Annotated in this window: 19 protein-coding genes; 11 read left to right on the forward strand and 8 right to left on the reverse strand. The window is 47.7% G+C overall.

Features of this window, described 5'->3' with window-relative positions; all coding sequences use genetic code 11:
• Window positions 1–162 precede the first annotated feature (162 nt).
• The 4 genes from EBB54_RS04930 to EBB54_RS30065 all read left to right on the forward strand — a co-directional run bounded on the left by EBB54_RS04930 (window position 163) and on the right by EBB54_RS30065 (window position 6,920).
• Window positions 163–3,177 (forward strand): beta-glucosidase, encoded by a 3,015-nt coding sequence (locus EBB54_RS04930; protein ID WP_016297021.1) that lies wholly within the window; start codon window positions 163–165, stop codon window positions 3,175–3,177.
• A gap of 21 nt (window positions 3,178–3,198) precedes the next feature.
• Complete coding sequence (locus EBB54_RS04935; protein WP_125126595.1) at window positions 3,199–5,694, forward strand: glycoside hydrolase family 3 C-terminal domain-containing protein; 2,496 nt, start codon at window positions 3,199–3,201, stop codon at window positions 5,692–5,694.
• 172 nt (window positions 5,695–5,866) lie between these two features.
• On the forward strand, window positions 5,867–6,442 hold the full coding sequence (locus tag EBB54_RS04940; RefSeq protein ID WP_125126596.1) for a GtrA family protein: 576 nt from the start codon (window positions 5,867–5,869) through the stop codon (window positions 6,440–6,442).
• 316 nt (window positions 6,443–6,758) lie between these two features.
• Window positions 6,759–6,920, forward strand: coding sequence for a hypothetical protein (locus tag EBB54_RS30065; RefSeq protein ID WP_154677772.1), 162 nt, complete (start codon window positions 6,759–6,761; stop codon window positions 6,918–6,920).
• 152 nt (window positions 6,921–7,072) lie between these two features.
• Here the strand turns inward: EBB54_RS30065 and EBB54_RS04955 are convergent, their stop codons facing one another.
• Complete coding sequence (locus tag EBB54_RS04955) at window positions 7,073–8,347, reverse strand: ATP-binding protein (protein ID WP_125126597.1); 1,275 nt, start codon at window positions 8,345–8,347, stop codon at window positions 7,073–7,075.
• A 189-nt stretch (window positions 8,348–8,536) separates the two neighbouring features.
• Between EBB54_RS04955 and EBB54_RS31010 the strand changes: the two genes are divergently transcribed.
• Window positions 8,537–8,836 carry a DEAD/DEAH box helicase family protein gene (locus EBB54_RS31010; protein WP_456300110.1) on the forward strand — a complete coding sequence of 100 codons (300 nt, stop codon included), beginning with the start codon at window positions 8,537–8,539 and terminating at the stop codon, window positions 8,834–8,836.
• Between the two features lie 15 nt (window positions 8,837–8,851).
• On the forward strand, window positions 8,852–9,019 hold the full coding sequence (locus EBB54_RS31015) for a hypothetical protein (protein WP_243127533.1): 168 nt from the start codon (window positions 8,852–8,854) through the stop codon (window positions 9,017–9,019).
• A 137-nt stretch (window positions 9,020–9,156) separates the two neighbouring features.
• On the opposite strand, the gene EBB54_RS04965 is transcribed toward EBB54_RS31015, so the two are convergent.
• Window positions 9,157–10,164: a Fic family protein gene (locus EBB54_RS04965; RefSeq protein WP_125126598.1), complete on the reverse strand. Its 1,008-nt coding sequence runs from the start codon at window positions 10,162–10,164 to the stop codon at window positions 9,157–9,159.
• Window positions 10,165–10,597: 433 nt separating this feature from the next.
• Between EBB54_RS04965 and EBB54_RS04970 the strand changes: the two genes are divergently transcribed.
• Both EBB54_RS04970 and EBB54_RS32145 read left to right on the forward strand, forming a co-directional pair.
• Window positions 10,598–12,496, forward strand: coding sequence for an IS1634 family transposase (locus EBB54_RS04970; RefSeq protein ID WP_125126599.1), 1,899 nt, complete (start codon window positions 10,598–10,600; stop codon window positions 12,494–12,496).
• Window positions 12,497–12,901: 405 nt separating this feature from the next.
• Complete coding sequence (locus EBB54_RS32145; protein ID WP_334295278.1) at window positions 12,902–14,554, forward strand: AAA family ATPase; 1,653 nt, start codon at window positions 12,902–12,904, stop codon at window positions 14,552–14,554.
• 119 nt (window positions 14,555–14,673) lie between these two features.
• Here EBB54_RS32145 and EBB54_RS04980 read toward each other — a convergent pair whose 3' ends face one another.
• Window positions 14,674–15,612 (reverse strand): helix-turn-helix domain-containing protein, encoded by a 939-nt coding sequence (locus tag EBB54_RS04980; RefSeq protein WP_162307089.1) that lies wholly within the window; start codon window positions 15,610–15,612, stop codon window positions 14,674–14,676.
• Window positions 15,613–15,907: 295 nt separating this feature from the next.
• Between EBB54_RS04980 and EBB54_RS04985 the strand changes: the two genes are divergently transcribed.
• Entirely contained in the window at window positions 15,908–17,728 is a 1,821-nt protein-coding gene (locus tag EBB54_RS04985; RefSeq protein WP_125126601.1) for an amidohydrolase, read from the forward strand.
• Between the two features lie 210 nt (window positions 17,729–17,938).
• On the opposite strand, the gene EBB54_RS04990 is transcribed toward EBB54_RS04985, so the two are convergent.
• The 5 genes from EBB54_RS04990 to EBB54_RS05010 all read right to left on the reverse strand — a co-directional run bounded on the left by EBB54_RS04990 (window position 17,939) and on the right by EBB54_RS05010 (window position 22,828).
• Entirely contained in the window at window positions 17,939–19,648 is a 1,710-nt protein-coding gene (locus tag EBB54_RS04990; protein ID WP_243127534.1) for a methyl-accepting chemotaxis protein, read from the reverse strand.
• 182 nt (window positions 19,649–19,830) lie between these two features.
• Entirely contained in the window at window positions 19,831–20,043 is a 213-nt protein-coding gene (locus EBB54_RS04995; RefSeq protein WP_004069227.1) for a helix-turn-helix domain-containing protein, read from the reverse strand.
• Window positions 20,044–20,088: 45 nt separating this feature from the next.
• On the reverse strand, window positions 20,089–20,706 hold the full coding sequence (locus EBB54_RS05000; RefSeq protein ID WP_125126602.1) for a hypothetical protein: 618 nt from the start codon (window positions 20,704–20,706) through the stop codon (window positions 20,089–20,091).
• Window positions 20,707–21,070: 364 nt separating this feature from the next.
• On the reverse strand, window positions 21,071–22,243 hold the full coding sequence (locus EBB54_RS05005; protein ID WP_125126603.1) for a hypothetical protein: 1,173 nt from the start codon (window positions 22,241–22,243) through the stop codon (window positions 21,071–21,073).
• A gap of 96 nt (window positions 22,244–22,339) precedes the next feature.
• Complete coding sequence (locus EBB54_RS05010; RefSeq protein ID WP_004069220.1) at window positions 22,340–22,828, reverse strand: RNA polymerase sigma factor; 489 nt, start codon at window positions 22,826–22,828, stop codon at window positions 22,340–22,342.
• 162 nt (window positions 22,829–22,990) lie between these two features.
• Here EBB54_RS05010 and EBB54_RS05015 point away from each other — a divergent pair, with 162 nt between their 5' ends.
• Both EBB54_RS05015 and EBB54_RS05020 read left to right on the forward strand, forming a co-directional pair.
• Window positions 22,991–23,659: a response regulator transcription factor gene (locus tag EBB54_RS05015; protein WP_125126604.1), complete on the forward strand. Its 669-nt coding sequence runs from the start codon at window positions 22,991–22,993 to the stop codon at window positions 23,657–23,659.
• Entirely contained in the window at window positions 23,656–24,591 is a 936-nt protein-coding gene (locus EBB54_RS05020) for a sensor histidine kinase (RefSeq protein ID WP_125130606.1), read from the forward strand. The genes EBB54_RS05015 and EBB54_RS05020 overlap by 4 nt, the downstream gene beginning before the upstream one ends.
• Window positions 24,592–24,624: the final 33 nt, after the last annotated feature.

Raw genomic sequence — 24,624 nt, forward strand, 5'->3', positions numbered from 1 at the left:
ACAATTTATGCAGAAATCAAGCAGTTTATGCGAAAATCTGCACAATCGGAAAAAGTATGCTAAGATTCCTTCCAGAACAGAAAAACCTCCCTGTACGGCTTACAAAATCAGGCGCGGTGAGATCCGGAACAGGGAGGAGATCAAAAGGAGGAGAAAAGGGAAATGATTGATTTTTTGGCAAAAGTACTGGGACCTGTATTTGTGAACTACGGCGTCAGTGAAGCAGATTTTCAGGCATATCTGACACAGCTTAGCGGCTACGTGTATTTTACACTGGCACTATTGGCGGTGCTGGTCATTGTGTTGGTGCTGGCCCAAAAGGCAAAGAAGGGATTCCGGCATGTGGTCCGCTGGCAGGCAGTGCTGGCGTTTGTCGCGATCATCGCGGTGATGGTCAATATGATCTGCTACGGCCCAATGTACAGCAACGTGTCCGGTTTTCTGAATGCGTCGAAGGTAGACCTGTCTGACGAAACCGTGGCGCAGAGCAGGGAGATGGTGAAGAAGCTGGGAGAAGAGGGACTGATCCTTGCAAAAAACGAGGGGATGCTTCCGCTGGCATCTGACGTGAAGAAGCTGAATGTATTCGGATGGGATTCTACCAATCCGATCCTGGGCGGGATCGGCTCCGGATCTTCGGATTCCTCCTCAGCGGTGGGAATCCTGCAGTCGCTGCAGGACGCAGGCTACGAGACGAACCAGACTCTGACCGACCTGTATACGGAGTACCGGGCAGAACGTCCGGAGATGAGTATGCATTATCAGGACTGGACCCTTCCGGAGCCGACCGCAGATGCCTACACGGACTCCATCATGAGCGAGGCAAAGGATTTCTCCGACACGGCAGTCATCGTGATCGGCCGCTCCGGCGGGGAAAACGCGGACCTGCCGACAGACATGTACGGGGTGATCCACGGTACATATGATCTGGCAAATGTGGTGTCCAGCGCGCCGGATAACTTTGATTTTACAAGATGTGCTTATACCAATAACGGCTCCTATGATGATTTTGAAGAAGGGGAATCCTATCTGGAGCTTTCCAGGACAGAGGAAGATTTGGTGGAAAAGGTCTGCTCCGAATTTGACCATGTGATCGTAGTGGTGAACGCGAATAACACGATGGAGCTGAGCTGGGTGGATGAATATGAACAGATCGGCGCGGTGATCCTGGCGCCGGGTACGGGAGCCTCCGGCTTTGCGGCTCTGGGCGAGATCATCAACGGAACCGTAAATCCATCCGGAAAGACGGTAGATACGTTTGTCAGAGACCTGACGGCGACACCCTATTACAACAACATTGGAAATCATTCTTACAATAATGTGAAGGATCTGAACGACCAGGGAGTGGCGGCGGACCCGTCTTCCATGGGAAATCTTTCCTTTGTAAACTATGTAGAAGGCATTTATGTGGGCTACAAATTCTACGAGACAGCGGCAGAAGAAGGACTGCTGAAATATGAAGATTATGTACAGTATCCCTTTGGCTACGGATTGAGCTATACCACATTTGAGAAGGAAATTCAGAATTTTAAAGACAGCGGCGATACCATTTCCTTTGACGTGGAAGTGACCAATACCGGCGACGTGGCAGGACGGGACGTGGTGGAGATCTATTTCACACCGCCTTATGAAAACGGAGGAATTGAAAAGGCTTCCGTGAACCTGATCCAGTTTGAAAAGACAGAGGAACTAGAGCCCGGGGCTTCCGCAAAGGTTTCCTTTGAGATCGCGAAGGAAGACATGGCGTCCTATGATTCGGAAGGCATCAAGATCCAGGACGGCGGTTATATCCTGGAAGCAGGCGAGTATACAGTATCTGTCCGCTCCGATTCCCATACGGTGGAGGATGAGGAAACCTTTCAGGTGGAAAAGGACATCGACTACAGCAAGGACGGCCGGGAGAGCGATATGGAAACGGCTGTGAACCAGTTTCAGGAGTATGCCCGGGGCGATTTCGAGCAGTTGTCCAGGAAAGATGGATTTGCAAATTATGAAGAAGCATGTGCGGCTCCGGCAGAGGAACAGTATGTGATGTCCGACGAAGTACGGGAAAAGGTGATCGAGAGCGCCGTAGGCACCTACGACGGTACGAAATATAATGACGATGGGGATGAAATGCCCACCATGGAAGCGGACAACGGACTGACGCTTTACCAGCTCACCGGTCTGGATTATAATGATCCCAAGTGGGAGGAACTGCTGGATCAGCTGAGCTTCGACGATATGGCGAAGCTGATCAACATCGGCGGCTGGCAGACGACGGAAGTAAAATCCGTGGGCAAGATCGCTACCTCCGACTGCGACGGCCCGGCAGGCTTAAGCAACTTTGTGACCGGGGCATACGGAACGGCATATCCGTCCGAAGTATTGATGGCACAGACCTGGAACCAGAGCCTGGCCTATGAATTGGGACAGTGTATGGGACAGGAATACAAAGAAGCCAATAACTACGGATGGTACGGCCCGGCCATGAATACCCACCGCTCCGCATTTGCAGGACGGAACTTCGAGTATTATTCCGAGGACGGCGTGCTGGCAGGACGGATCGCGGCAAATCAGGTCAACGGCGCGGCAGAACACGGCGTATATGCATACATCAAGCATTTTGCGCTGAATGACCAGGAGATCAACCGGACCTCCATGCTCATGACATTTTCCTCTGAGCAGGCCATCCGGGAAATCTATCTGAAACCATTCGAGATCGCGGTCAAGGGATTTGAAGGAACCTCCCAGGCGGTGATGTCCTCCTTCAACTGGATCGGCACGGTGCCGAGCTGCGCGAACAGCAATCTGCTGAACAATGTGCTTCGGGACGAGTGGGGATTCGTCGGTATGGTAGAGACGGATTATGACGGCTCTTACGGATACATGATCACTGACCACAGCATCCGCAATGGAAATGATCTGATGCTGGGCTTCGGAAGCGCGGAATCCAATCTTCTGGAGGACCACAGCGCGACCGCGGTCAAAGCCATGCGGCAGGCATGTAAGAATATCCTGTATACGATCGGAAACAGCGGATACTACACGGTGGATGAAGATCCGGCAGGTATTATGACCAATATGACAAAGATCTTCCTGACAGTGGATGTGATCGTTGCGCTGGTGCTCCTGGGAGTGGAAGCGATCGTAATCCTGCGGTATCTGAAAAAGAAGAAGGCAGTTTCCGCAGAGTAAACGATCAGGGTGAATCACGATTTGGAACAGCGGGCCGCAGATGAGCCTGCTGTTCTGAATACGGTCATATGCAAAAATTTAAAGAAGAAGGTGAGAGACGTGGAAATAAAGAAGATTGTCCGGGAAATGACCCTGGAAGAAAAATGTTATCTGCTCTCAGGGAAAGATTTTTGGCAGACCCGTTCTGTAGAACGTCTGGGGATTCCGAATGTGACACTTTCAGACGGACCCCACGGAATCCGGAAGCAGGAGGGGGCAAGCGACCAGTTGGGGCTCAACGGGAGCCTTCCGGCCACCTGTTACCCGACGGCGGCTTCGATTGCAAATAGCTGGGATCCAGAGCTTGGGGAAGAGATCGGGGAACATCTGGGCATTGAGGCCGCATCCCAGGATGTCTGCGTATTGCTGGGGCCGGGAATGAATATCAAGAGAAGTCCGCTGTGCGGCCGGAATTTTGAATATTTCAGCGAGGACCCCTACCTGACAGGGAAAATGGCGGCAGGCTACATCCGTGGGATTCAGTCCAAAGGCGTGGGCGCGTGTCCCAAGCATTTTGCCGCAAATTCCCAGGAGCTGCGCCGTATGGCAAGCGACTCCGTAATGGATGAGCGGACGCTGCGGGAAATCTACCTGACCGGCTTTGAGATCGCGGTAAAGGAAGCGGAGCCCAGATCGATCATGACCTCCTACAACCGGATCAACGGCGTGTATGCCAATGAAAATGAACATCTGCTGCAGGAAATCCTGCGGGATGAATGGGGATTTGACGGATTTGCGGTTTCCGACTGGGGGGCCTCCAATGACCATACGGCAGGCGTGGCGGCAGGCTCTCACCTGGAAATGCCCACCACCGGAGGAGATTCGGATGAGGAACTGATCCAGGCGGTGCGATCGGGCAGGATCAGTGAAGCACTGATCGACCGGCGGGTGGAAGAGCTTTTGGCCGCCGTGCTGCCCATAAGGGAGGCTGTGGACAAGGCAAAAGGGAAAGAATTTGACAGGGAAGCGCACCATAAAATGGCGCAGAAAGCAGCGGAGCAGAGCATCGTGCTGCTGAAAAATGAAAATCGGATCCTGCCACTGGCCGAACAGACGAAGGTGGCGGTGATCGGAGATTTTGCGAAAACACCCAGATACCAGGGGGCAGGCTCTTCCGTTGTGAATCCGACGAAGCTGGATTCTACGCTGGATGTGATCAAAGAATTTCCGCTGCAGACGGCAGGCTTTGCGGCAGGCTATCACCGAACAGGCCCGGCAGATCCGGCATTGGAGAGAGAAGCGGTGGAGCTGGCAAAAAAGGCGGATGTGGTGCTGCTTTACATCGGACTGGATGAGATTTCCGAATCCGAAGGACTGGACCGCCCGAACATGAAGCTGCCAGGAAGCCAGATCCGGCTGCTGCAGATGGTCTCGGAAGCCAATCCCCATGTGGTGGCCGTGCTTTCCGGAGGTTCGCCGATTGAGATGCCCTGGATCGGACAGTGCGAGGCGGTGATCCATGGATATTTAAGCGGCCAGGCAGGCGCGGCGGCCATGCTGAATGCCATCCTCGGAAAAGTCAATCCTTCCGGAAAATTGAATGAAACCTATCCTCTGGCCTATGAGGATGTTCCGTCGGCGCCTTATTTCCCATCCAGGGAGCGGAACGCGGAATACAGGGAAGGGCTGTATGTGGGATACCGATATTTTGAGACGGTCGGAAAGCCGGTCCGTTTCCCCTTTGGATACGGACTGTCCTACACCACCTTTACATACAGCGATCTGACGGTGAATGAACAGGAGGCGTCCTTTACCCTGGCCAATACCGGAGAAATGGACGGCGCGGAGACGGCGCAGCTCTATGTCCGCGCGAAATGCAGCGGTGTGTACCGTCCTGCGAAGGAACTGAAAGGATTCCGGAAGGTGTTCCTGAAAGCGGGGGAATCTCAAAAGGTAACGATTCCGCTGGATGACAAGGCATTTCGCTATTTCAACGAAACGACGGGCCGGTTTGAGGTGGAAGGCGGGGAGTATGAGATCCTGATCGGCGCCAGCTGCGCGGATATCCGTCTGTCAGCAGCGGTGACCGCAGCAGGGAGTGAAGCGCCGCTTCCCAGGGATATTTCCAAGCTTCCCTCCTATCAGTCAGGAAATATTCTGGCGGTTTCGGACCAGGAGTTTCAGGTGCTTCTGGGGCATGACATCCCGGACGGACGATGGAGCGGCGAGCTGGATATCAACGATGCCATCTGCCAGCTCTATTATGCAAAGCGGTGGATCGGAAGGCTGGCATACAAGGTGCTGACCGGCCTTTTGGATAGGAGCATGGCAAAGGGAAAACCGGATCTGAATATCATGTTCATTTACAATATGCCCTTCCGGGGCATCGGAAAAATGGCCGGCGGCATGTGCAGCCAGTACATGGTGGAAGGAATGGTAAAGGCAGTGAACGGACAGTTCTTCAAAGGACTGGGACAGATCATTTCCGGCTTCTTCCGGCAGAGAAAGGTAATGAAGAAGGCAAACGGGATGAAGTAAGGAACTGTGCAAAAATAACTTGCCTTTTTGCGCAGAACAAATTTTCAGACACAAGGCGGAGGAATGAGGCGTACCGGGGTACGTCGATTGACGACAACGCAGTGTATGAAGATTTGGACAAGTAAAATGGTAAGATTATTTTTGCACAGTTCCTAAGTAAAGGAGGCAAACAATGAGTCAGAATCCTGTGATGAAATGGTGGGGAGGCTTTTCAGAGAAACACCCTTCCGCGGCGAAGTGGATGCGCGAAGGCGGCCTGTTCATTATTTTCAGCTATGTAGTGACATTCTTAAAATATATCATGCTGCAGTTTTTACCGGCGATGTTTTCCGGCTACGCGGACATCGGCTGGGGATGGCCTTCCGTCGATGTGAGCCTGTTCGGCATCGACTTCGTATGGAATGCCATCGGATACAGCGTGGAACAGGGCGGCATGGCCTACCTGCTGGCCTACCTGATCTCCAGCTTCCTGGGCGAGTGTGTGAACTTCCCGCTGCAGAGGAACTTTACCTTCCGCAGCCATGGGAAGTTTGGCCCCCAGATCGCCGGATATTTCCTGGCATGGGTGGTGATCACCATCATCGTAAATTCCATCAACTGCGTATGGGTTGCAGTCGCCAGCCAGCTGGTTCCGGATTTTATCTACAATATCGGGACTACAGTTTTAAACGGCGGCGTGTCCATGGTGGTATTCTTTGTGGTAAATAAGATCATCTTTGCGGATGCACAGCCGGAGGGAGCGAAGTGATTGGTTGGGAGGATGCACGGATGATTTTACCAAGGATGAGATAAGGCAGGGAAGATGGAGAGCCTTTATCAAAAAAGAAGAATGCACTGGTGAAAGTAGAATTTGAAGAAACTATGCAACTACTAAAAGAATTATTGCTGCCCATCGTGGATTCAATTCATAACAACAATTCCTTTGAGCAGACATGGAGTAAAGAAACAAAAAGCTGGATGTAAATACATAAAATTAGTTATAGGGGGCTGTCGGTAAATTCCCGACAGCCCCTGTTTCTGCGTTCAGCGGTTCAAATCTCTGTATGGTGAGCAGGTGGCTCAAGATGACAGATGAGCAGAAAAAAAGCCATCCCGTTCTATGGTTTTCCCAATTACGAGAATATCCTGCAATTTCTTATTGCAAATTACGCAAGGTCGGAGATGCCTGCCAAGAGGTCAGCCTTGTTTTGATTTTCACATTCTTTGATGTGATTCCGTTAAACTGAAATCCCAAAACAGCCACCTCTCTTAATGGCATAAAAAAGTATCATTCCACTAGAAAGTTGCGACGCATACGACGCAAGAATATAGTAGACGGTGCTAAATAGGAGTAACCCCGAAGGGCCACTCCTAAATGGTATCAAGCTTGGTTTGTTGGTTAGAATAATTCTACACGACCAAGCAGCAGGTCTATCAGATTGCAATGGAAAATTCCGTTGTCATCATAGAAGTTATGAGGAATATCCATGCGGACAATGACTTTTTTGAAAAAATCTTTTGTCAGTATCAACGATGCCAGTTCAGAGGATTCTTTTTTATCCGTATCCATCTGGAAAGCTGACTGGATGTAGATTTTTTTATCCGCATCATTGACAACGAAGTCAATTTCCTTCTGTACATTTGCGCCGCCGGTACGGTCGGTCACAACACCAACATCAACGGAATATCCTCGACGCAGAAGTTCGTTGTAGATGATGTTCTCCATAATGTGACCGGGATCGTATTGGCGATAATTTAATCGGGCATTACGAAGACCGATATCCGTGTAGTAGTATTTGTTCGGATATTTGAAATAGGTTTTTCCTTTTATATCATAGCGTTTTGCCATCGAAATAAGGAACGAATCGATGATGTGTTGCACATAGTTTGAAACCAGAGTGGAGTTAACCTTTTCGTTCTTGATGCTGGTCAGCGCATTGGCAATATTCGTAGGATTGGTCAGAGAACTAATCTGTGAGGCGAGGAAATCCAGAATGTCATTCAGAATATCTTCACGTTCGATACCGTTGCGTTCTACAATATCCTTGACATACAGCTCGCTGCAGAGAGAGGACAGGTAATCCTTTTTGTCCTTTTCATCTGTTAATGCCAGCAGGCGTGGCATGCCGCCGTAAAGCATATAGGTGTCCAGAGCCTTTCGCTCGTCACCGCCTACATGAGAGTAGAACTCCTCGAAGGACAGAGGGAATACATGGATTTGAGTAGCACGGCCACGGAACTCTGTAGCAATGTCTTTTGACAATCCCTTTGAGTTACTGCCGGTAACATATACATCCAAATTCTTATATGCCTTGAGTTCATTGAGCATATCATAGATAGAAACCTCAATATCACCATTTTCTTTGTCGATAACCTTAGTGGTAAGCTGGACTTCGTCGATGAAAAGATAGAACTTCCCATCTTTCTTTCCCGAAACAAGGTTCTCGACATATTCACAAAGCGTGATTGGATTTCTGAACTTATAGTAACGTCTCTGGTCCAATTCGATTTTTATGATGTGGTCTTCCTGAACTTCCTGCGAGAGAAGGTATTCATAGAACAAATCAAACAGCAGTACCGATTTTCCGCAGCGGCGGATACCGGTAATGACTTTGACCTCGCCGTTCCACATATGATGAATCATACGATTCAGATAATAATCTCGTTTAATCATTACTATTACCTCGTACTTGCGACAATTGCGTCGCTACTTTCTTGTATAGTATACCACGAATTTCTCAAATTATCAATAGCACTACAGAAAGTTCATAATAAAGTTACGACATTTACGTCGTAAGTACAAGGTGTATAAATTAGATTCCGTCCGGGATAATGTCATCAATATACATTTCACGCTTTGGTTTTGCCATACCGTGATACTGCTTGTGGCATTCCCAAAGATCCAGCAACAAGCCAAACGGCATCAGCCATACTTCATCCTGTGACAGATGAAGATGGGCGATGCCTTATTTTTACGCTTATTCAGAAGTTTAACAAACCAAGTGCAGAACCGATCTATCCTGACCACGATATAATCATTATGTCTGACGAAGCTTACCGCAGCCAGTATGGCATTTTTGCGGATCATATGATGAAATTACTGCTTACTGCAGCACGTATCGGATTTACCGGAACGCCATTGAAAATGCGGATCTTGATGTAGACAAGCAGAAAGGCTATGTTTGTCTGTCTGAATAAGGTTACCTGTGTCCGTATGTACAATTATGTGCAGGAATACTGGAAAGAAGAAATCAAGAAGCTGAAAGCAAAAATAAAAAAAGCCACTCAACAGGAGGCACAGGAACTTGAACGTAGGTTGAAGTGGATGCAGGAAACCGTTGCGTGAATGATACACGGATTTCTGTCTGTTTTCGTTAGGGCGTTTTACGATACAAAGAAATTACCGTCTTTCTCACACAGAGGTGTGTGCAAGAAGAAAAAATGAGCACTACGCTTATGTATAGTGTAGCGCTCACGGATTGCTTATTTGCGTTTTCGATATTTCTGATTTTTGCTGTTCGGCCTGTCTGGAATCGTGCGCTCAATTAGATTCTGTTCCAAAGCGGGATTCAGATAGTTTTTACGGAAAGTCGGTCTGTGAGAAAGACCGAGCCGTTCCATAATCTCCGTAGCGGAAAGCATATCATTGCCGAGAACGGAGAGCAGACGGTCAACCGGGGATTTATCTTGGTCGGTTACTTGGTCGCTATCTTGGTCGGTGGAGCGATCAACAACAGTGACCTCTTTCAGACTGCCTCTGATGATTTCAAGCATCAGTTCAACAAATCCTGCGCTGTCTGCCTGCTTGTCAGCCGCGCTGAGGGCACCGTAGTATTCTTTCTGACGGGACTGGATCAGTTCCTCAATCGGAAGCCAAAAGAACAGTTCTTTCCATTTACCGAGGAGGAGGCTGTGCCACATTCGTCCCATGCGTCCGTTGCCGTCTGCGAAAGGATGAATGAATTCAAACTCATAGTGGAAAACCGCACTCTTGATCAGTGGATGAAGCTCTGAATGCTTATACCAGGCAAACAGGTTGTGGATATGCTCCGGCACAAATTCTGCCGAAGGAGCCATATGGATCAGCACTTCGCCGTCAAACACACCTACACCGCCGGAGCGGAACTTTCCATTCTCTGGAACCAGCCCGTTCATCATCAGTTTATGCGCTTTTAATAGGTCATCTACAGATGACGGGTCTAAGCGTAGCATAAGCTCGTATGCCTCGTAAGCGTTCTGCACCTCTTTAATTTCGTTCGGATTGCCGAGGACGCGCTTGCCGTCGAGAATCGCCGTCACCTGTTCCAGTGAGAGCGAATTGTGCTCAATCGCAAGAGAGGAGTGGATTGTCCGGATGCGGTTCTCGCGCCGCAAGTGCGGACTGATCGCTCCCTCCTGCAATACCGTGATGCGACCGACCTGTTCGCTGATTTCCGCAATCAGGAATGTCATTTTATCCGTCATATGAAATGGCGGTTTGTAATCGCTCATCAGTGTTCACCTCCAAATAAACCTATTAATCCACCAAGTTGTCGTCCAAGAATAACACATCACCGTCCGCAATAAACCGAAGTATTACTTTTTATTATATTACAAAATGGTGCGGATTTCAAAAAAATTTATGAATACAAAAATATTTTTTGTTAACTTTAGAACATCAAACCATGATGGATACTGAATATTTTGGTAAATTATCCGCGTGTTAGACAATTGGAATAATAATTCGGACAGTTTCTGGAAAAAGATTCCGGAATATGTTAGAATATTGTGTAAATCAAGCCGTGCATGGAAGCGGAGATGGACGGGTTTTAAACACTTTTGAACCGCAAAAAACGCCATAAACCGCAAAAATGCGGCTTTTTTTATGTCAAATTTTATAAAATTATATGTTGTACGGAGTTGTATATTGTGTTATAATGGTATTATGAAATTGAATTATGACAGAAAATCAAAAAACCCAACTTATTTTATCCAGCAAGGATTCCGCAATGGCAAAAAGACTTCTACCAGAAATGTAGCTGTGATCGGTAAACACTTGGATCTTCTTAAGATCACTGATGATCCCCTTGCTTATGCCAAGCAAAAAGTTGCCGAATATAACGAGCAGATGAAAAACAGTAAGGTCTCTATGGAGGTGACAATCGACTTTGACGAAAAGATCAAAGCATCAAATGACCTTATTTCATCGGACACCAGCCGCAATATCGGCTACTTTTTCCTGCAGTCCGTTTATCATAACCTTGCAATTGGCAGCTTCCTCAAAAAAGTATCCGCTGATTCCCGGATCACCTTCGACCCCAACCTTGTGAACCGGTTTCTGACCTGCGCAAGAATACTGGAACCAGAATCCAAGTTTGCTACGCTCCGCCATCTGGGCCGTTATTATGAGCAGCCGGAAATTGGGTACCAGCATATCCACCGGACACTGGATCTTCTGGCTGAAAACTATACCGGATATCTCCAGAACCTTTTCCAATATAGCTGCAGGATTGTCAGGCGTAATACTTCCGTATGTTACTTTGACTGCACAAATTTTTATTTTGAAGTTGAGTCGCCTGATGATGATTATGTTGATGAAGTGACCGGGGAATTTATAAAAGGCTTCCGTAAATACGGCCCTTCCAAACAGCATCAGCCCGCACCATTGGTAGAGATGGGACTCTTCATGGACGCGGACGGGATTCCTCTTTCCATGTGTCTTGCCCCGGGGTCAGATAATGAACAGACACTTGCCATCCCCTTGGAAAAAGAACTGACAAAAATGTTTAAAGGGAAGACGTTTATTTATTGTGCAGATGCAGGGCTGGGGTCACTCAATATCAGACGTTTTAATTCCATGGGTGGGCGGGCTTTTATTGTGACCCAGTCAATCAAAAAAATGGCAGGCACTCTGCAGGAAGCTGTTTTTAACGATTGCGACTACCGGCTTCTTTCTTCCGATGATCCGGTTACGATTGATAGCATGAAAAGCTTTGACCATCATAAAAAAGAAAATTATCGTCTTTATCAGGACAAGGCATACAAAATAATAAATGCTGACCGTCTGGAAGACCTGGGTTTCTATGAAGAAAAAATATGTAAAAATGGAAAAAAGAGACAGGTAAAAGCCAAAGGGATGCTCAAACAAAAGATTATCATCACGTTTTCCAGAAAAACCATGGAATATCAGCGCTATATCCGCAACCGGCAGGTTGAACGAGCCAAGCGCCTGCTAAAGGATTTGGACCCTGAAACATATAAAAAAGGCCCAAATGATGTGACAAGATTTATCAAAAGGGTATCGGATGGGAGCGTGAAGGATATTTACGAGATTAATGAAGAACGGATCAGGGAAGAAGAAAAATACGATGGTTACTATGCGGTTGCTACCAGTCTGGATGATGATGCCGCCCAGATTCTTGAGATATCTTCAAAACGGTATAAAATAGAAGACTGTTTTCGGATTATGAAGACAAATTTTTCCGGCCGTCCTGTATATCATCATACCAAAGAACATATCACCGCTCATTTTATGATATGCTACACAGCACTGCTGATCTACCGGCTGATGGAAAAGCAGCTTGAAGATTACTGTAAAGATTATGACCGCAGGTGTGGTATTGACCACAATGATCCTGCGGAAAGAATGCATTTTACCATTGATAATATCATTGAGATGCTGAAAAATATGAATGTTGTAAATGTCCAGGATATGTACTATATGTCGACCTATACGGGGTCAAAGCTGTGCACTGCACTAAATAGCATTTATGAGCTTGGTCTGGATAAAAAATACTATCAGCCAAAAGAGCTAAATAAAAGAATAAAAAAAATTTCAAGCTAGGATTTCCATACAACATTTTCAAAACACCAAAAAGAAGGCAAAACCTCGTGTTTTCAATGGTTTCGCCTTCTTCTATTAATTCAAAGTGTTTAAAACGGGATTATATTACAAAATGGTGCGGATTTCAAAAAAATTTATGAATACAAAAATATTTTTTGTTAACTTTAGAACATCAAACCATGATGGATACTGAATATTTTGGTAAATTATCCGCGTGTTAGACAATTGGAATAATAATTCGGACAGTTTCTGGAAAAAGATTCCGGAATATGTTAGAATATTGTGTAAATCAAGCCGTGCATGGAAGCGGAGATGGATATGGAGGAGACAGTATGCAGAAAAAGAAAAAGCTTCCGATCGGAATCGAGTTTTTTTTAAGATTTCAAGAGAGACAATTTCTACTATGTGGACAAAACCAGTCTGATCCGCGACCTGATCGATTTGAGAGGGAGCGTAAATCTGTTTACAAGGCCGAGGCGTTTTGGGAAAAGCCTGAATATGGATATGCTGAAAACATTCTTCGAAATTGGTGCGGATTCGTCTTTATTTGACGAGCTGGAGATTTCAAAGGAGACCGATATCTGTGAGCAGTACATGGGAAAATCCCCGGTCATTTCCATCAGCCTGAAAGACGTGGACGGGATGGATTTCCAGACGGCTTCCGGCATGCTGGGAATTGCGGTCAGTGAAGAGGCGGAGCGCTTCGGGTTTCTTTTGGAGAGCAATAAGCTGACCCCATCGGAGAAAATGAAGCTGACTCGTCTTATGGACGGGGATTTTCAGAATCCTGTTTATCTTCACAATAGTCTGCGGCTTCTGACCAAATTGCTTTTCAAGCATTATGAAGCCCCAGTGATTGTTTTGATAGATGAATATGACGTGCCACTGGATAAGGCTTATCAGAATGGTTATTATTTGGAGATGGTCAATCTGATACGTTCTTTATTCAGCCAGGTATTTAAGACAAACGGAAATTTATATTTTGCTGTAATCACAGGATGCCTGCGCATTGCGAGGGAAAGCATTTTCACAGGGTTAAATAATTTCAAGGTAAGGACGATCTCCGACGTAGATTTTGCAGAATATTTTGGCTTTACGGACCAGGAAGTCAGGGAGATGCTCTGCTACTATGAGATTGAGGATGCTTATGAACAGATAAAAGAATGGTATGACGGATACCATTTTGGAAATACAAACGTGTACTGCCCATGGGATGTGATCAATCAATGCGATAAGCTTCGTGCCTGGCCTGAAGCGCCGATGGAAGCGCATTGGGAAAACAGCAGCAGTAATGCCATTGTGCAGGATCTTCTTGTGGATGCCACAGAAACAACGAAAAGCCAGATCGAGGCGTTGATTTCCGGAGAGGCAGTGGAAAAAGTGCTCATACCGGAATTGACCTATACGGATCTGGAAAATGACGATCCGGTGATTCGCCAGACATATCTGTGGAGTGTGCTGTTTGCAGCAGGATATCTGACGGATGCTGGGAGACCCGGAAATGAGATCCATAAGCTGGTGATCCCAAACAGGGAAGTGATGAATATTTACGAGAAAAGGATTCGTTCCTGGTTTAAAGTCAGGGTTACCGGCGATACGGTCAGATGGACAAAATTCTGTGAAGCCATAAAGACGGGAGATGCTGTGGAAGTGCAGCAGTTATTTAATGAGTTTATGGCTGCTTCTATTAGCATCAGAGATACATTTGCCCGAAAGGAAATGAAGGAAAATTTCTATCATGGTATGCTGCTGGGACTTCTGCAGGCAGAGGGAAGCTGGAACCTTCAGTCAAACGCGGAATCCGGAATCGGATATACAGATATCCGGCTGGAGATTCCAGCATTAAAGACAGGCTGCATCATCGAGGTGAAATATGCGGAAAATGGCCAGTACGACAAAGCTTGTACAAAAGCGATGAAACAGATGGAGGATGATGGGTATGCTGAGGTTCTACGTCAAGACGGGATGCAGATCATCCATAAATATGGGATAGCATGTTATAAAAAAAGCTGCCGGGTGTCATATTGCATGGAAAAAAATAGTGAATCCTTGGATTGAAAAAGGAATGTAGAAGGACAGACAAAAAAGAGGAACGCCGTACAGCCGGGAAGTATCCTACGGTTTGGCGTTCCACTTTTTATACCCAAGGGGCATCCTATCATGGCCATGCGGCCGTTTCACAAGGGATGCCCTTGTGTATATTCCCTGCAAAATTCCAGAAATTTTCCGGCGGCCTGGCTGCGCCGTTTGATATCGACTTTCCGGAAAATGTTGTAGATATGCGTTTTGGTGGTGGACTGGGAAATGACGGCTTTTTCGCAGATCTCCGCGTTGTCCGCCCCTTCCATCAGATAACGGAAAATCTCCATCTCCCGCGGGGTCAGCTTATACTGTTTCGCAAATAAAGTCTCCAGATCCGCTTCGGATAAAACAGACATGGAATTTTCCTTTTTCCGGCTGCGGGAAACACAAAGTAGATGCCAGATTGCAAAAAATATCCCAATTCCGCTGATGATTTCTATGAATACGATCCGAACACCGGAAATGTTCCCAAAATAGAACGAATATGAACAGCCAAAGCAGAGAAACGACCAAAGTACCACAGACGATTTGAGGAGCGTACATATTGCAGGGGAAAGATCGCTTCTGATATGTTCTGCGTATCGAAAACTAAGATAAATCATCCAAATATGGGGCAGGAGATTGATTGTAATCAGACAGACGGACGCCCACCGCGGTATTGCAGTAAAAGACAGCAAAAAAGTAACTCCGAGCCGAAAGAAGCTGTAAAGTGCCATCAGACCGCGCTCTTTTTTGGAAGGCAGGACATGGAGAATGCAGGCGAGGATCATACGGTAGCAGATTAAAAGTATCATATTGAGTACCAGAAGGAAAACTCTGTTGAATATGGGGAACTCCTGATATAACACAGGAAGCGCTTTTATAAATTCGAGGGAGGAATAATAAAGCTCATCCACCAGATAAACTGAAAACAGCAGAGCCAGCCAGAGATGCAGCCGCTCCTTTTTTTGAACAAAAAGTTGGAAGTATAAGAACATCAGGAGACCGTAGACCAGAACCAATATGATATTATAAAAATATAAAAAATAATCCATGATGCTCCCCGCCCTCTTTTGTAAAAACATATCTTACATACAATGATATCTGAAACCAGGGGGATTGTAAAGCCGTTTTTTCGTGCGGAATGACCTGGAATGTATAGGGATTAGTCCATCGGCGATCTTTGATAGCGCTGCATGGCGTCCTGACGGCGGGTATGAGAAAAAGTCATACCGGATTTCATACATTTTCTCGATTCATAAATACTCATTTTCTTTGTATACTGACTTCATCAATTCGGTGACAGAAGGGATCCGGAAACGAACAAAATTAAATCAGGAGGAGCAGACAATGAAAAAGAAACACGTACTTCGGCTATTGGCCGCGGCAGTCACAATGGGCATGCTGGCAGGAATCGTTTCATGCGGAAACGCAGGCCAGAACGACAGTCAGGAAAGCTCTCAGGCAGAGAAAGAAAAAAAGGAAGAACCGGAACAGGAGAACGGGGATGAAGAAGAATCGGACATGGTATTTCGCGGCGGAACAATCCTTACTATGCTGTCGGAAGACGATATGGACAATTCTGCCGTTGCAGTGAAGGATGGCGAAATAGTTTATGTCGGAGATGAGGAAGGTATAGAAAAATATATCTCCGATGAGACAGAAGTGATCGATCTGGACGGACAGACATTGATGCCTGGTTTTATTGATGGGCATATCCATGAGCCAGGCAATTTCCTGACGGAAAACACGACCTTGATCCTGCCGGAAGGAAATCCGGATCTGAACGTGTACAAGAAAGCGATTCAGGAATTTATAGACGACAATCCGGATTTCCCGATTTATCAGGTGGCAAGTATGGATTTACAGGCATTTCCGAATAACATTCCGGAGAACAGTTGGATGGAAGAACTGGATACGGATAAACCTGTCGTGTTATCAGATACATCCAAGCATGGCAGGCTGGCAAACAAGATTGCGATTGAAATGGCAGGCATTACAAAAGACAGTACGCCTCCGGAAGGCGGAAAGGTTTTCCAGGATGAAAACGGAGAACTGACAGGGTATTTTTCGGATGCGGCAAGCATGTTGGATTCCCTGCCGACCATTGAGTATACGAAAGAGCAGATCAAGGAAGCTTATGATATGTTCCAGAAGCTGGCAAACAGCTACGGGCTGACGGCGATTGATTCCGGCGGTGCGGACGACAATTACGCAGTAGTAAGTGATATGGAAAAGGATGGGGAACTGACACTGCGCATCAATACCACATCATGGGCAGGACAGCCCTTGGGAACAGAAGAAGCGGAACGTTTGATCAAATTACTGGATGATTACCAGAAATATGCTTCTGATTTTATGCGCGTCTGCCAGGTAAAATTCTCCCTGGACGGCGTACCCGAAGGTGCCACCTCCGCGCTGCTGGAGCCTTATACAAAAGAAGCCGGCCAGGAAGAGGGCTATGCGGGAACCCAGAAGGCCACGGAAGAGGACCTCACAGCATTTGTCACCGCAATGAACGCGGCCGGCTACAGCGTGGAAACCCACGCTATGGGAGACGCTTCCGTACAGCGCAGCATGAATGCGTTTGAGGCCGCGGCAGAGGCCAACGGGGGAACACCGGACGGCGTGATCAACAAGATTGCCCATGTGAACCTTCTGACAACAGAGGATATGACCCGTATGGCAGACGAGGGTGTGATCGCAGCCATGCAGCCGCTGTGGTTTTACTATGATCCGTTTTTCTCCGCCCAGGAGGAGAGCAACCTGGGAAAAGAGCGTTTTGAGCAGGAATACCACATCCGGGACATGATCGACGAAGGCATCATCATTACAGGCTCCAACGATTACCCGGTAACCGCGGACTTTGCGCCGCTCCACGCCATTGAGGCAGGGGCAACCCAGCAGTCCCCTTATGAAGGCGAAGACGACGATCCGGCATACATCCGCAATCCCGAGCAGAGCGCGACGGTCTATGAAATGCTGCAGATGTACACGGTCAACGCGGCATACGGGGCGCATATGGACGATATCGTGGGAACGGTTGAGGAAGGAAAGAAAGCAGATTTCGTCATTCTGGGAGACAATCCTCTGACCTGCGATGTAAAGGCGATTTCGGACATCACTGTGGAATATACGATATCCGACGGACGCATCGTATATCAGAAATAAAACGTTCGGCATCTTAAGAAGGCATAACAAAAAAGACAGCCTGCAGTAAGAAAACTTACGCAGTCTGTCTTTTTTGTTACGATTCACAGTCGGATAAATACTGCCGGTCAGATTCATCAAGCGCGGCTTGCAAGAAGCTGATTGTCAGTTTTTATCTGACTGGAATCAGTCGTTTTTTTATTCACAACACACAGCAATTATAAAATGATCCTAGCGTATATTCTTCAACTTGAAGGAACGCATCAGATTCTTCAGCAGGCTTGCCTGAGACGACAATTCCTCGCTGGCAGCGGCACACTGCTCGCTGGTGGCGGAATTGGTCTGCACTACGGAAGAGATCTGGTCGATTCCGTCGGTAACCTGAGAGAGGGCAGAAGTTTGATTCTCTACAGCATCCACCACGATGGACATCTGGTCGGTCACATGTCCTGCGCTCTGGCTGGTCTGATCCAGCGCCTCTGTTACCTTATTTACGATATTGCCGCCTTCCGTGACAGCAATGATAGAGCTTTCGATCAGCTCCTTGGTGGCCTTGGCAGCCTTATCCGACTTGGATGCCAGATTGCCGACCTCATCTGCTACCACGGCAAAGCCCTTGCCTGCGGAGCCTGCGCGGGCAGCCTCAACAGCAGCGTTCAAAGCAAGAATATTGATCTGGAATGCAATATCCTCAATGGTGGCGATGATCGTACCGATCTTCTTAGAAGAATCGGAAATATTTTTCATGGCTACATTCAATTCATCCACAAAGCCGATGCTGACTCCCAGATGGGAACCTGCTTCGTTGACATACTCGCCGGCCTTCTCGGCAGCCTCTGCGGTCTGCTTGGCGTTCTGGGAAATCTCTGCCATGGTAGCGGAAATCTCCTCAATGGAGCTGGCCTGCTCGGTAGCACCCTGAGCCAGAGCCTGGGAACTGCTGGAAACCTGCTCCGCCCCGGAAGAAACCTGTTCCGCGCTGGTGGAAATCTGTCCCATTGTATGGTTCAGCGCGGACTGGATTTTGTCCAGGGATTTTTTGATGGACTGGAAATCACCCAGATAATCCTGTGTAGCGCCCTGAGTCATATTTCCGCCGGCCATTGCTTCGAGCACATCGGAAATCTCCCCGATATAGGACCGCAGCCGGCCGAATGTGTCCTCAAACATCTGTGCCAGTGTGCCGATCTCGTCATTGGAAGAAATGTCGATCCGGATGTCCTCATTGTCCGCAAGCCCCAGATCTCCCTGTTCCAGCCGTCCGGCGGCGCTGGTGATCTTGCCCAGCGGATGGGACACGCGTTTCTTCATGTAACCGGTCAGGAACATAATACAGATACCGATTACAACCGCGCTGACCAGGATCGACAGGGCAATCACGAGAACGACTTCCTGCTTGGCCTCTTCCCTGGAAATACCTGCGAAGATCAGCCCGTTGATCTTTCCGTCGTCCCCTTTGGTGGGAACATAGGAACACAGAAAGCTGGCTCCCTGGATTTCCGATTCGCCTACATATGTATCTCCCTGCTGGAGTACGATCTTATTCAGATCAGAAGAGAGCTGGGTACCTACCACCCGCTGCCCGTCCTGGGTCACGGTCGTGTAAGCACGTGTATCGCCTTCAAAAATAGTAAATTCACAGCCCATGCGGTTTTTTAATTCATCCAGAAGCTGATTGGGGTCGTCGCCCTCGGACAGCTTTTCGAGTTCATAGGCCAGCATATTTGTACCGTTGGTACAGCGATCTGTCTGCATCTTTGTGACCAGAGAGTTGTACATAAAAATACACACCAACATGACCACTACAATAGAAATTGCCTGCATGATGATGACGACTCTGCCGACTTTTGCTCCGATTCGTTTGTATTTTCCTTTTAGTTTGCCCTCTGGAACATGCATATCATCCATCAGTTCATCCTCCCTATGTTTCAAAATAGTCATCGCTTATAGCGTCCTGTTTTTTTATTGTAGCATAGATTGAAGACGAAGAAAAGACTAATTTTCGTTTATCCCCTGCAATCATTCTGCAAATATTTTCCACCTGTACGGTTGCAATCCGAAGTCACATTTTTATGCAATTTATTGCAATGAAAGTGCGACTTCGGATTAGCAACCTACCTCATTCATTCTTCCTCTCTCTGATATTCCAGTATGTCTCCCGGCTGGCAGTCCAGCACGTCGCAGATTTTATCCAGTGTGGAAAACCGGACCGCCTTCACCTTTCCGGTTTTCAGATTCGAAAGGTTTACATTCGAAATACCGACCCGGACGGCCAGCTCGGTCAAAGACATCTTCCGGTCAGCCATGACCCGGTCCAATCGCAATATGATCGCCATTATCATACCTCCCCATACAGCCAGACTTTTTGTATGCATTTCTTATCACAACGTCTCATCGACTTCTTTTTGAAGGGTACAGCCCCTTTTGAAGATATCGCTGACCAGCAGCAGGATCAGGCCTGCCAGGGTCCAGGACACTTCCATTGGATTCTCGAACCAAAAGTTGTGCTGGAACATGAGAGACATTCCCCCCTGTATGGTCAGGTTCCCAAACAGGCCGATGAAAAGGGCAGTCCGGCCGATCCAGCAGATATGTTCGGCAATCTCCGGCACAAACGGAGTATAGGACCGTTTCATGGCGCGCAGAATCCGATACCCTTTCCACACAATGAAGAATATGGGCAGTTTTTTTGCCATAAATGTCAGTAACAGAAAAGCGGCGGCAAATAGTTTTCCATCAACAGACGGTGCATCCACCTCAAAAGGCAGATATTCCTTGGGGAACCGCACAAAATTGCCGCCCAGAGTATAAAACCACAGATGCGTCCCGGTATCCATAATCTCCGTCTGCGCGGCCGGGCGTGACAAAACAGAGACCAGTCCTGCCAGATACATGAAAAGATCATAGACTGTAACAAGGATGTATATGTAATAAATCCTCCTTGTCAGGGTAAAATGCCGTTCGCTGCGTTCTTCTTCACTCTTCCTTTTGAATAACACGGTTCAATCAACTCCTTTCGTCCTCTGACCAAAAAACTCTGCCTGTAAAAATTCTATTTACCATTCGTCCTCTGATCTATACTAAAAAACTTCTATCTATTCTATCTAAAAAATACCATGTAATTATATGAAAGTCAATATATTTTTAATGATAATCATTAAATAATATATGTTTTACATGAAACGAAAGTGAGGGTAAATAGCAAGCCGAGAAACAGAAGAAACCGAGGAAAAAAAACCGCGTTCCCTGGTTTGAAGCTTATCGTATACAGAAACACTGTCTGTATCGAATTTCAAACAGGGAACGCGGGCCGGCAGGGACCGGGGAAGCAGGAAATTCAGCCGGCAGCACTATGGCGCCGTTTTAGTTCACTGGAAATGTTTTTTCATTTACAACGATCTCTTGGATCTCATTGATATCTACGATGCGGTTGAAGGCCGTCATATACCAGGTCTCTGAGCTGCCTGCGCCACCCACGGAATACCCGCTGTTTGCAATGTTATTTTCGACATCGCGGACGACATAGCTGGTTCCGTCCTTAAACTTGATCTCCAGATATTTGAGATTTCCGGGATCGTAGGCTTGTTTTGCAGAAAGCCCGAGTCCCTCCTGCAGGTTGACACCGATGGAAATCGGGGAATAGGTGATGCATTCGAGGTTTTGTACCGGAATGCCGTCCTGGTCTGTCAGCACGATGTCTTCTGTCACGGTTTTAGATTCGATTTCCGCATATTTCTCGCTCCATTCTTCTTCCGACAGGTCGCCGGGATTGATATCCTTTACAGAGCAGGGATATTTTGTGATGGTAAGCTGAGGGAATACCCCTTTTGAAAGAGGCTTGTTCCAGAGGATATAAGCAGTACAGAACATCTTGTCGGCTGTGCTCTTCTCTGTATCTACATAAATGTTTTCACCGCCGAAGATATCGCCCGTGGTTCCAAAGGAGAAACCATAGTTTCTGTCCTCGGCAAGATAAGCGCCCTTTCGTACATTCGTATCATCGCTTCCGACCAGGAGAGTCACGCCGCCTGCCCGTTCCAGCGTAAAGGTAATGACAGCGCCGTTTTTGTCATAGACCAGATTATCGACGGTCAGAGTGTGGTCGCCCAACTGCTTTACCACAGGCTCGCTCATGCACCCTCCTCCGGTGAGGTCCTCTGCCTGCTGGGGATCTACGGAAACAAATTCGTGGGAAGGGATGGTGACCGGGGTCATCAGGGGAGATCCGTCCGCATTCGTTTTTCCCGTATCTGCCTCTGTCTCGATCACAGGGGTGGATTTTTTGGTACTGTTTCCAAACATTGCGTCAAAGAAATCCAGGTTTGCTGCCGCATATACGCCTCCCGGCACCGCAAGGCAGGCGGTCAGGGCAATGGCGGCCGCGGCATAGGAAAATCTCCGGCGGGGAGTTTTGGATTTCAGCTTCTGATCTGCCCGCAGCATTTTGTAGGTGTGCTGTATCCGTTCGTTTACCGTATCTGATATTTGAATATCCTTGCTTAAAATTTCCTTCATTTCATGTTCTGAAAATCTCATAGTCTGTCCTCCTGTTTTTTGTAATTGATTTGTTTTGGCAGGTTCATAGCCTGCAGGCCGTATTCTGTGAAAATACCATCTTATGCAGACACTGCACTAGCATGATAATACCTGTTCCAGCTTTTTCCGGCCTCTCTGAAGCCTGCTTTTTACCGTGTTTTCGTTCCATTCCAGGAGCTCCGCGATTTCACGTATATTGAAACCCTCTCCATAATATAGAAGAAATATGGAACGATCCTTTTCCGGAAGCTCCCGCAGCAGATCATAAAACTCGTAGTCGCTTTCGATCCATGTACCTGCCTGTTCTTCGGCCTGCTCCATGGACACGGTCCGCTTTTGGCGGCGGACTACATCGGTGCAGTGGTTGATCAGGATTCTGGTGAGCCATGTTTTAAAATAGGACACGGTTTTCAGCTCCCCGATGTGTTCATAGGCGGACAGGATTGTATCCTGTATCGCATCCGCCACGTCCTCCTCATTTTTTAAATAGGTCTTGGCAACTTTGTAGAGCGCGGTTTTGTATTCATCGATCAGTTGGATAAATGCATCAGTGTCGTGTTTCTGCGCCCGTTTTATCAGAAGCATGTTCAAAAGTGTTCACCCCGTTTCTGTTTTGTTTTATACTTATTAGACGGGGAAGGGACCGGTTTCGGTGCAGGGAAAATGATTTTTTTGTAGAAAAAAGATTTCGTTGTGGTACAATGAAACGGGTGAACGGAAAAAAACCAGGTGAAGGAGGAAAAGGGATTGCAGAAACTGTTGGTAGTAGAGGATGACAGGAAGCTGAACCGCGCCCTGTGCTACGCGCTGGAAAAGGAAGGGTACGGCGTGGTTTCTTCCTATTCTATAGAGGAAGCAAAGAGGGCCTACATGCAGGGCGGCGTGCGGATGGTTCTGCTGGATGTGAACCTGCCGGATGGGGAAGGGTTTGAATTTTGCAGATGGGTGAAGGCGCAGGCGGCGGTGCCGGTTTTGTTTCTGACGGCGCGGGATTTGGAGGAGGACGCGCTGAACGGGTATGAGCTGGGGGCGGAGGACTATGTGACGAAGCCCTTTTCCATGAAAATCCTGTTGAAAAAGATTGATGTAATTCTGAAAAGGACGGAAACGGACGGGCATCTGTGCTTTGACGACGGTTTTTTGAAGGCAGATTTTGAAACCGCAAAAACGGAAGCGGGGGGACAGGAATGTGTGCTCACCCCCACGGAGTTCCGGCTTTTAAAGCAGTTTGTGACCAACCGGGGGCAGCTTCTGACCTATGAGGTACTGCTGGAGCGGCTCTGGGACAGCAACGGGCAGTTTGTGGACAAGCACACATTGGCCGTCAATGTGAATCGGCTTCGGAGGAAGATCGAGGATGAGGAGCACCGGTATATTTCAAATGTATATGGGATGGGGTATCAATGGCTGGGATGATGGTGTTGACTGCGTGCGCGCTGCTTCTGTCGGCAGTTCTGGGGTGGAAGCTGTATGTTTTGAAACAGGATATTTACCGGTTTGCAAAACGGCTGGAAGAAAGCCTGGACGACATCCTTTCCGGGAAAGAGCCGAAGCGGGACTGGGAGGATGAGGATTCGCTGTGGGGAATGGTCTGCGAAAAGCTGCGGCGGGTGAACCATGTCTGGCAGAGAAAAGAGGAAGAAAGCCTGTCCGAAAAAAATAAAATGAAGGAGCTGATCTCGGACATTTCCCACCAGACGAAAACGCCGGCCGCCAATCTGAAGCTGTGCATGGAGATCCTCCAGGATGAACCCATGTCGGACCGGGCGGAGGAATTTTTGAAAAGCATGGAGAGCCAGATTGGAAAGCTGGACTTCCTGATACAGGGCATGGTCAAGATCTCCCGTCTGGAAACAGGCGTCATTCGGATTCGGGATCATGAAACCGATCTTCGGGCGACCATCGGACGGGCGGTGGCTGCGGTCGTTCCCAGGGCGGAGCAAAAGCAGATCCGGCTGTATGTGGAGTGTGATCGGGAAATCCGGGTCCGCCACGACGGGAAATGGACGGAGGAAGCCATATTCAACCTTCTGGACAACGCGGTAAAATATACGGAAAGAGGGGGTTCTATCCGCATCGAGACCGTGGTGCAGGAAATCTTTACACAGATCCGCATTCGGGACACCGGAAAGGGAATCGCGCCGGAACGGCAGGCAGAGATTTTTACCAGGTTTTACAGGGAACCGGAGGTTCACGAGCAGGAAGGGGTGGGGATCGGGCTGTACCTTGCCAGAAAGATCGTGGAACTGCAGAAGGGGTATATTGAAGTAAAGTCAGAGGTAGGAGAAGGGGCGGAATTTCGAATCTGCCTGCTCAATGAAAGAATCGAAATTCCGCCGCGGCTGTGAAACACTGTGCAGATACATAACTGCAGCGGAAAA

This window comes from Schaedlerella arabinosiphila, assembly GCF_003885045.1.
In the GTDB taxonomy this organism is placed as follows: domain Bacteria; phylum Bacillota; class Clostridia; order Lachnospirales; family Lachnospiraceae; genus Schaedlerella; species Schaedlerella arabinosiphila.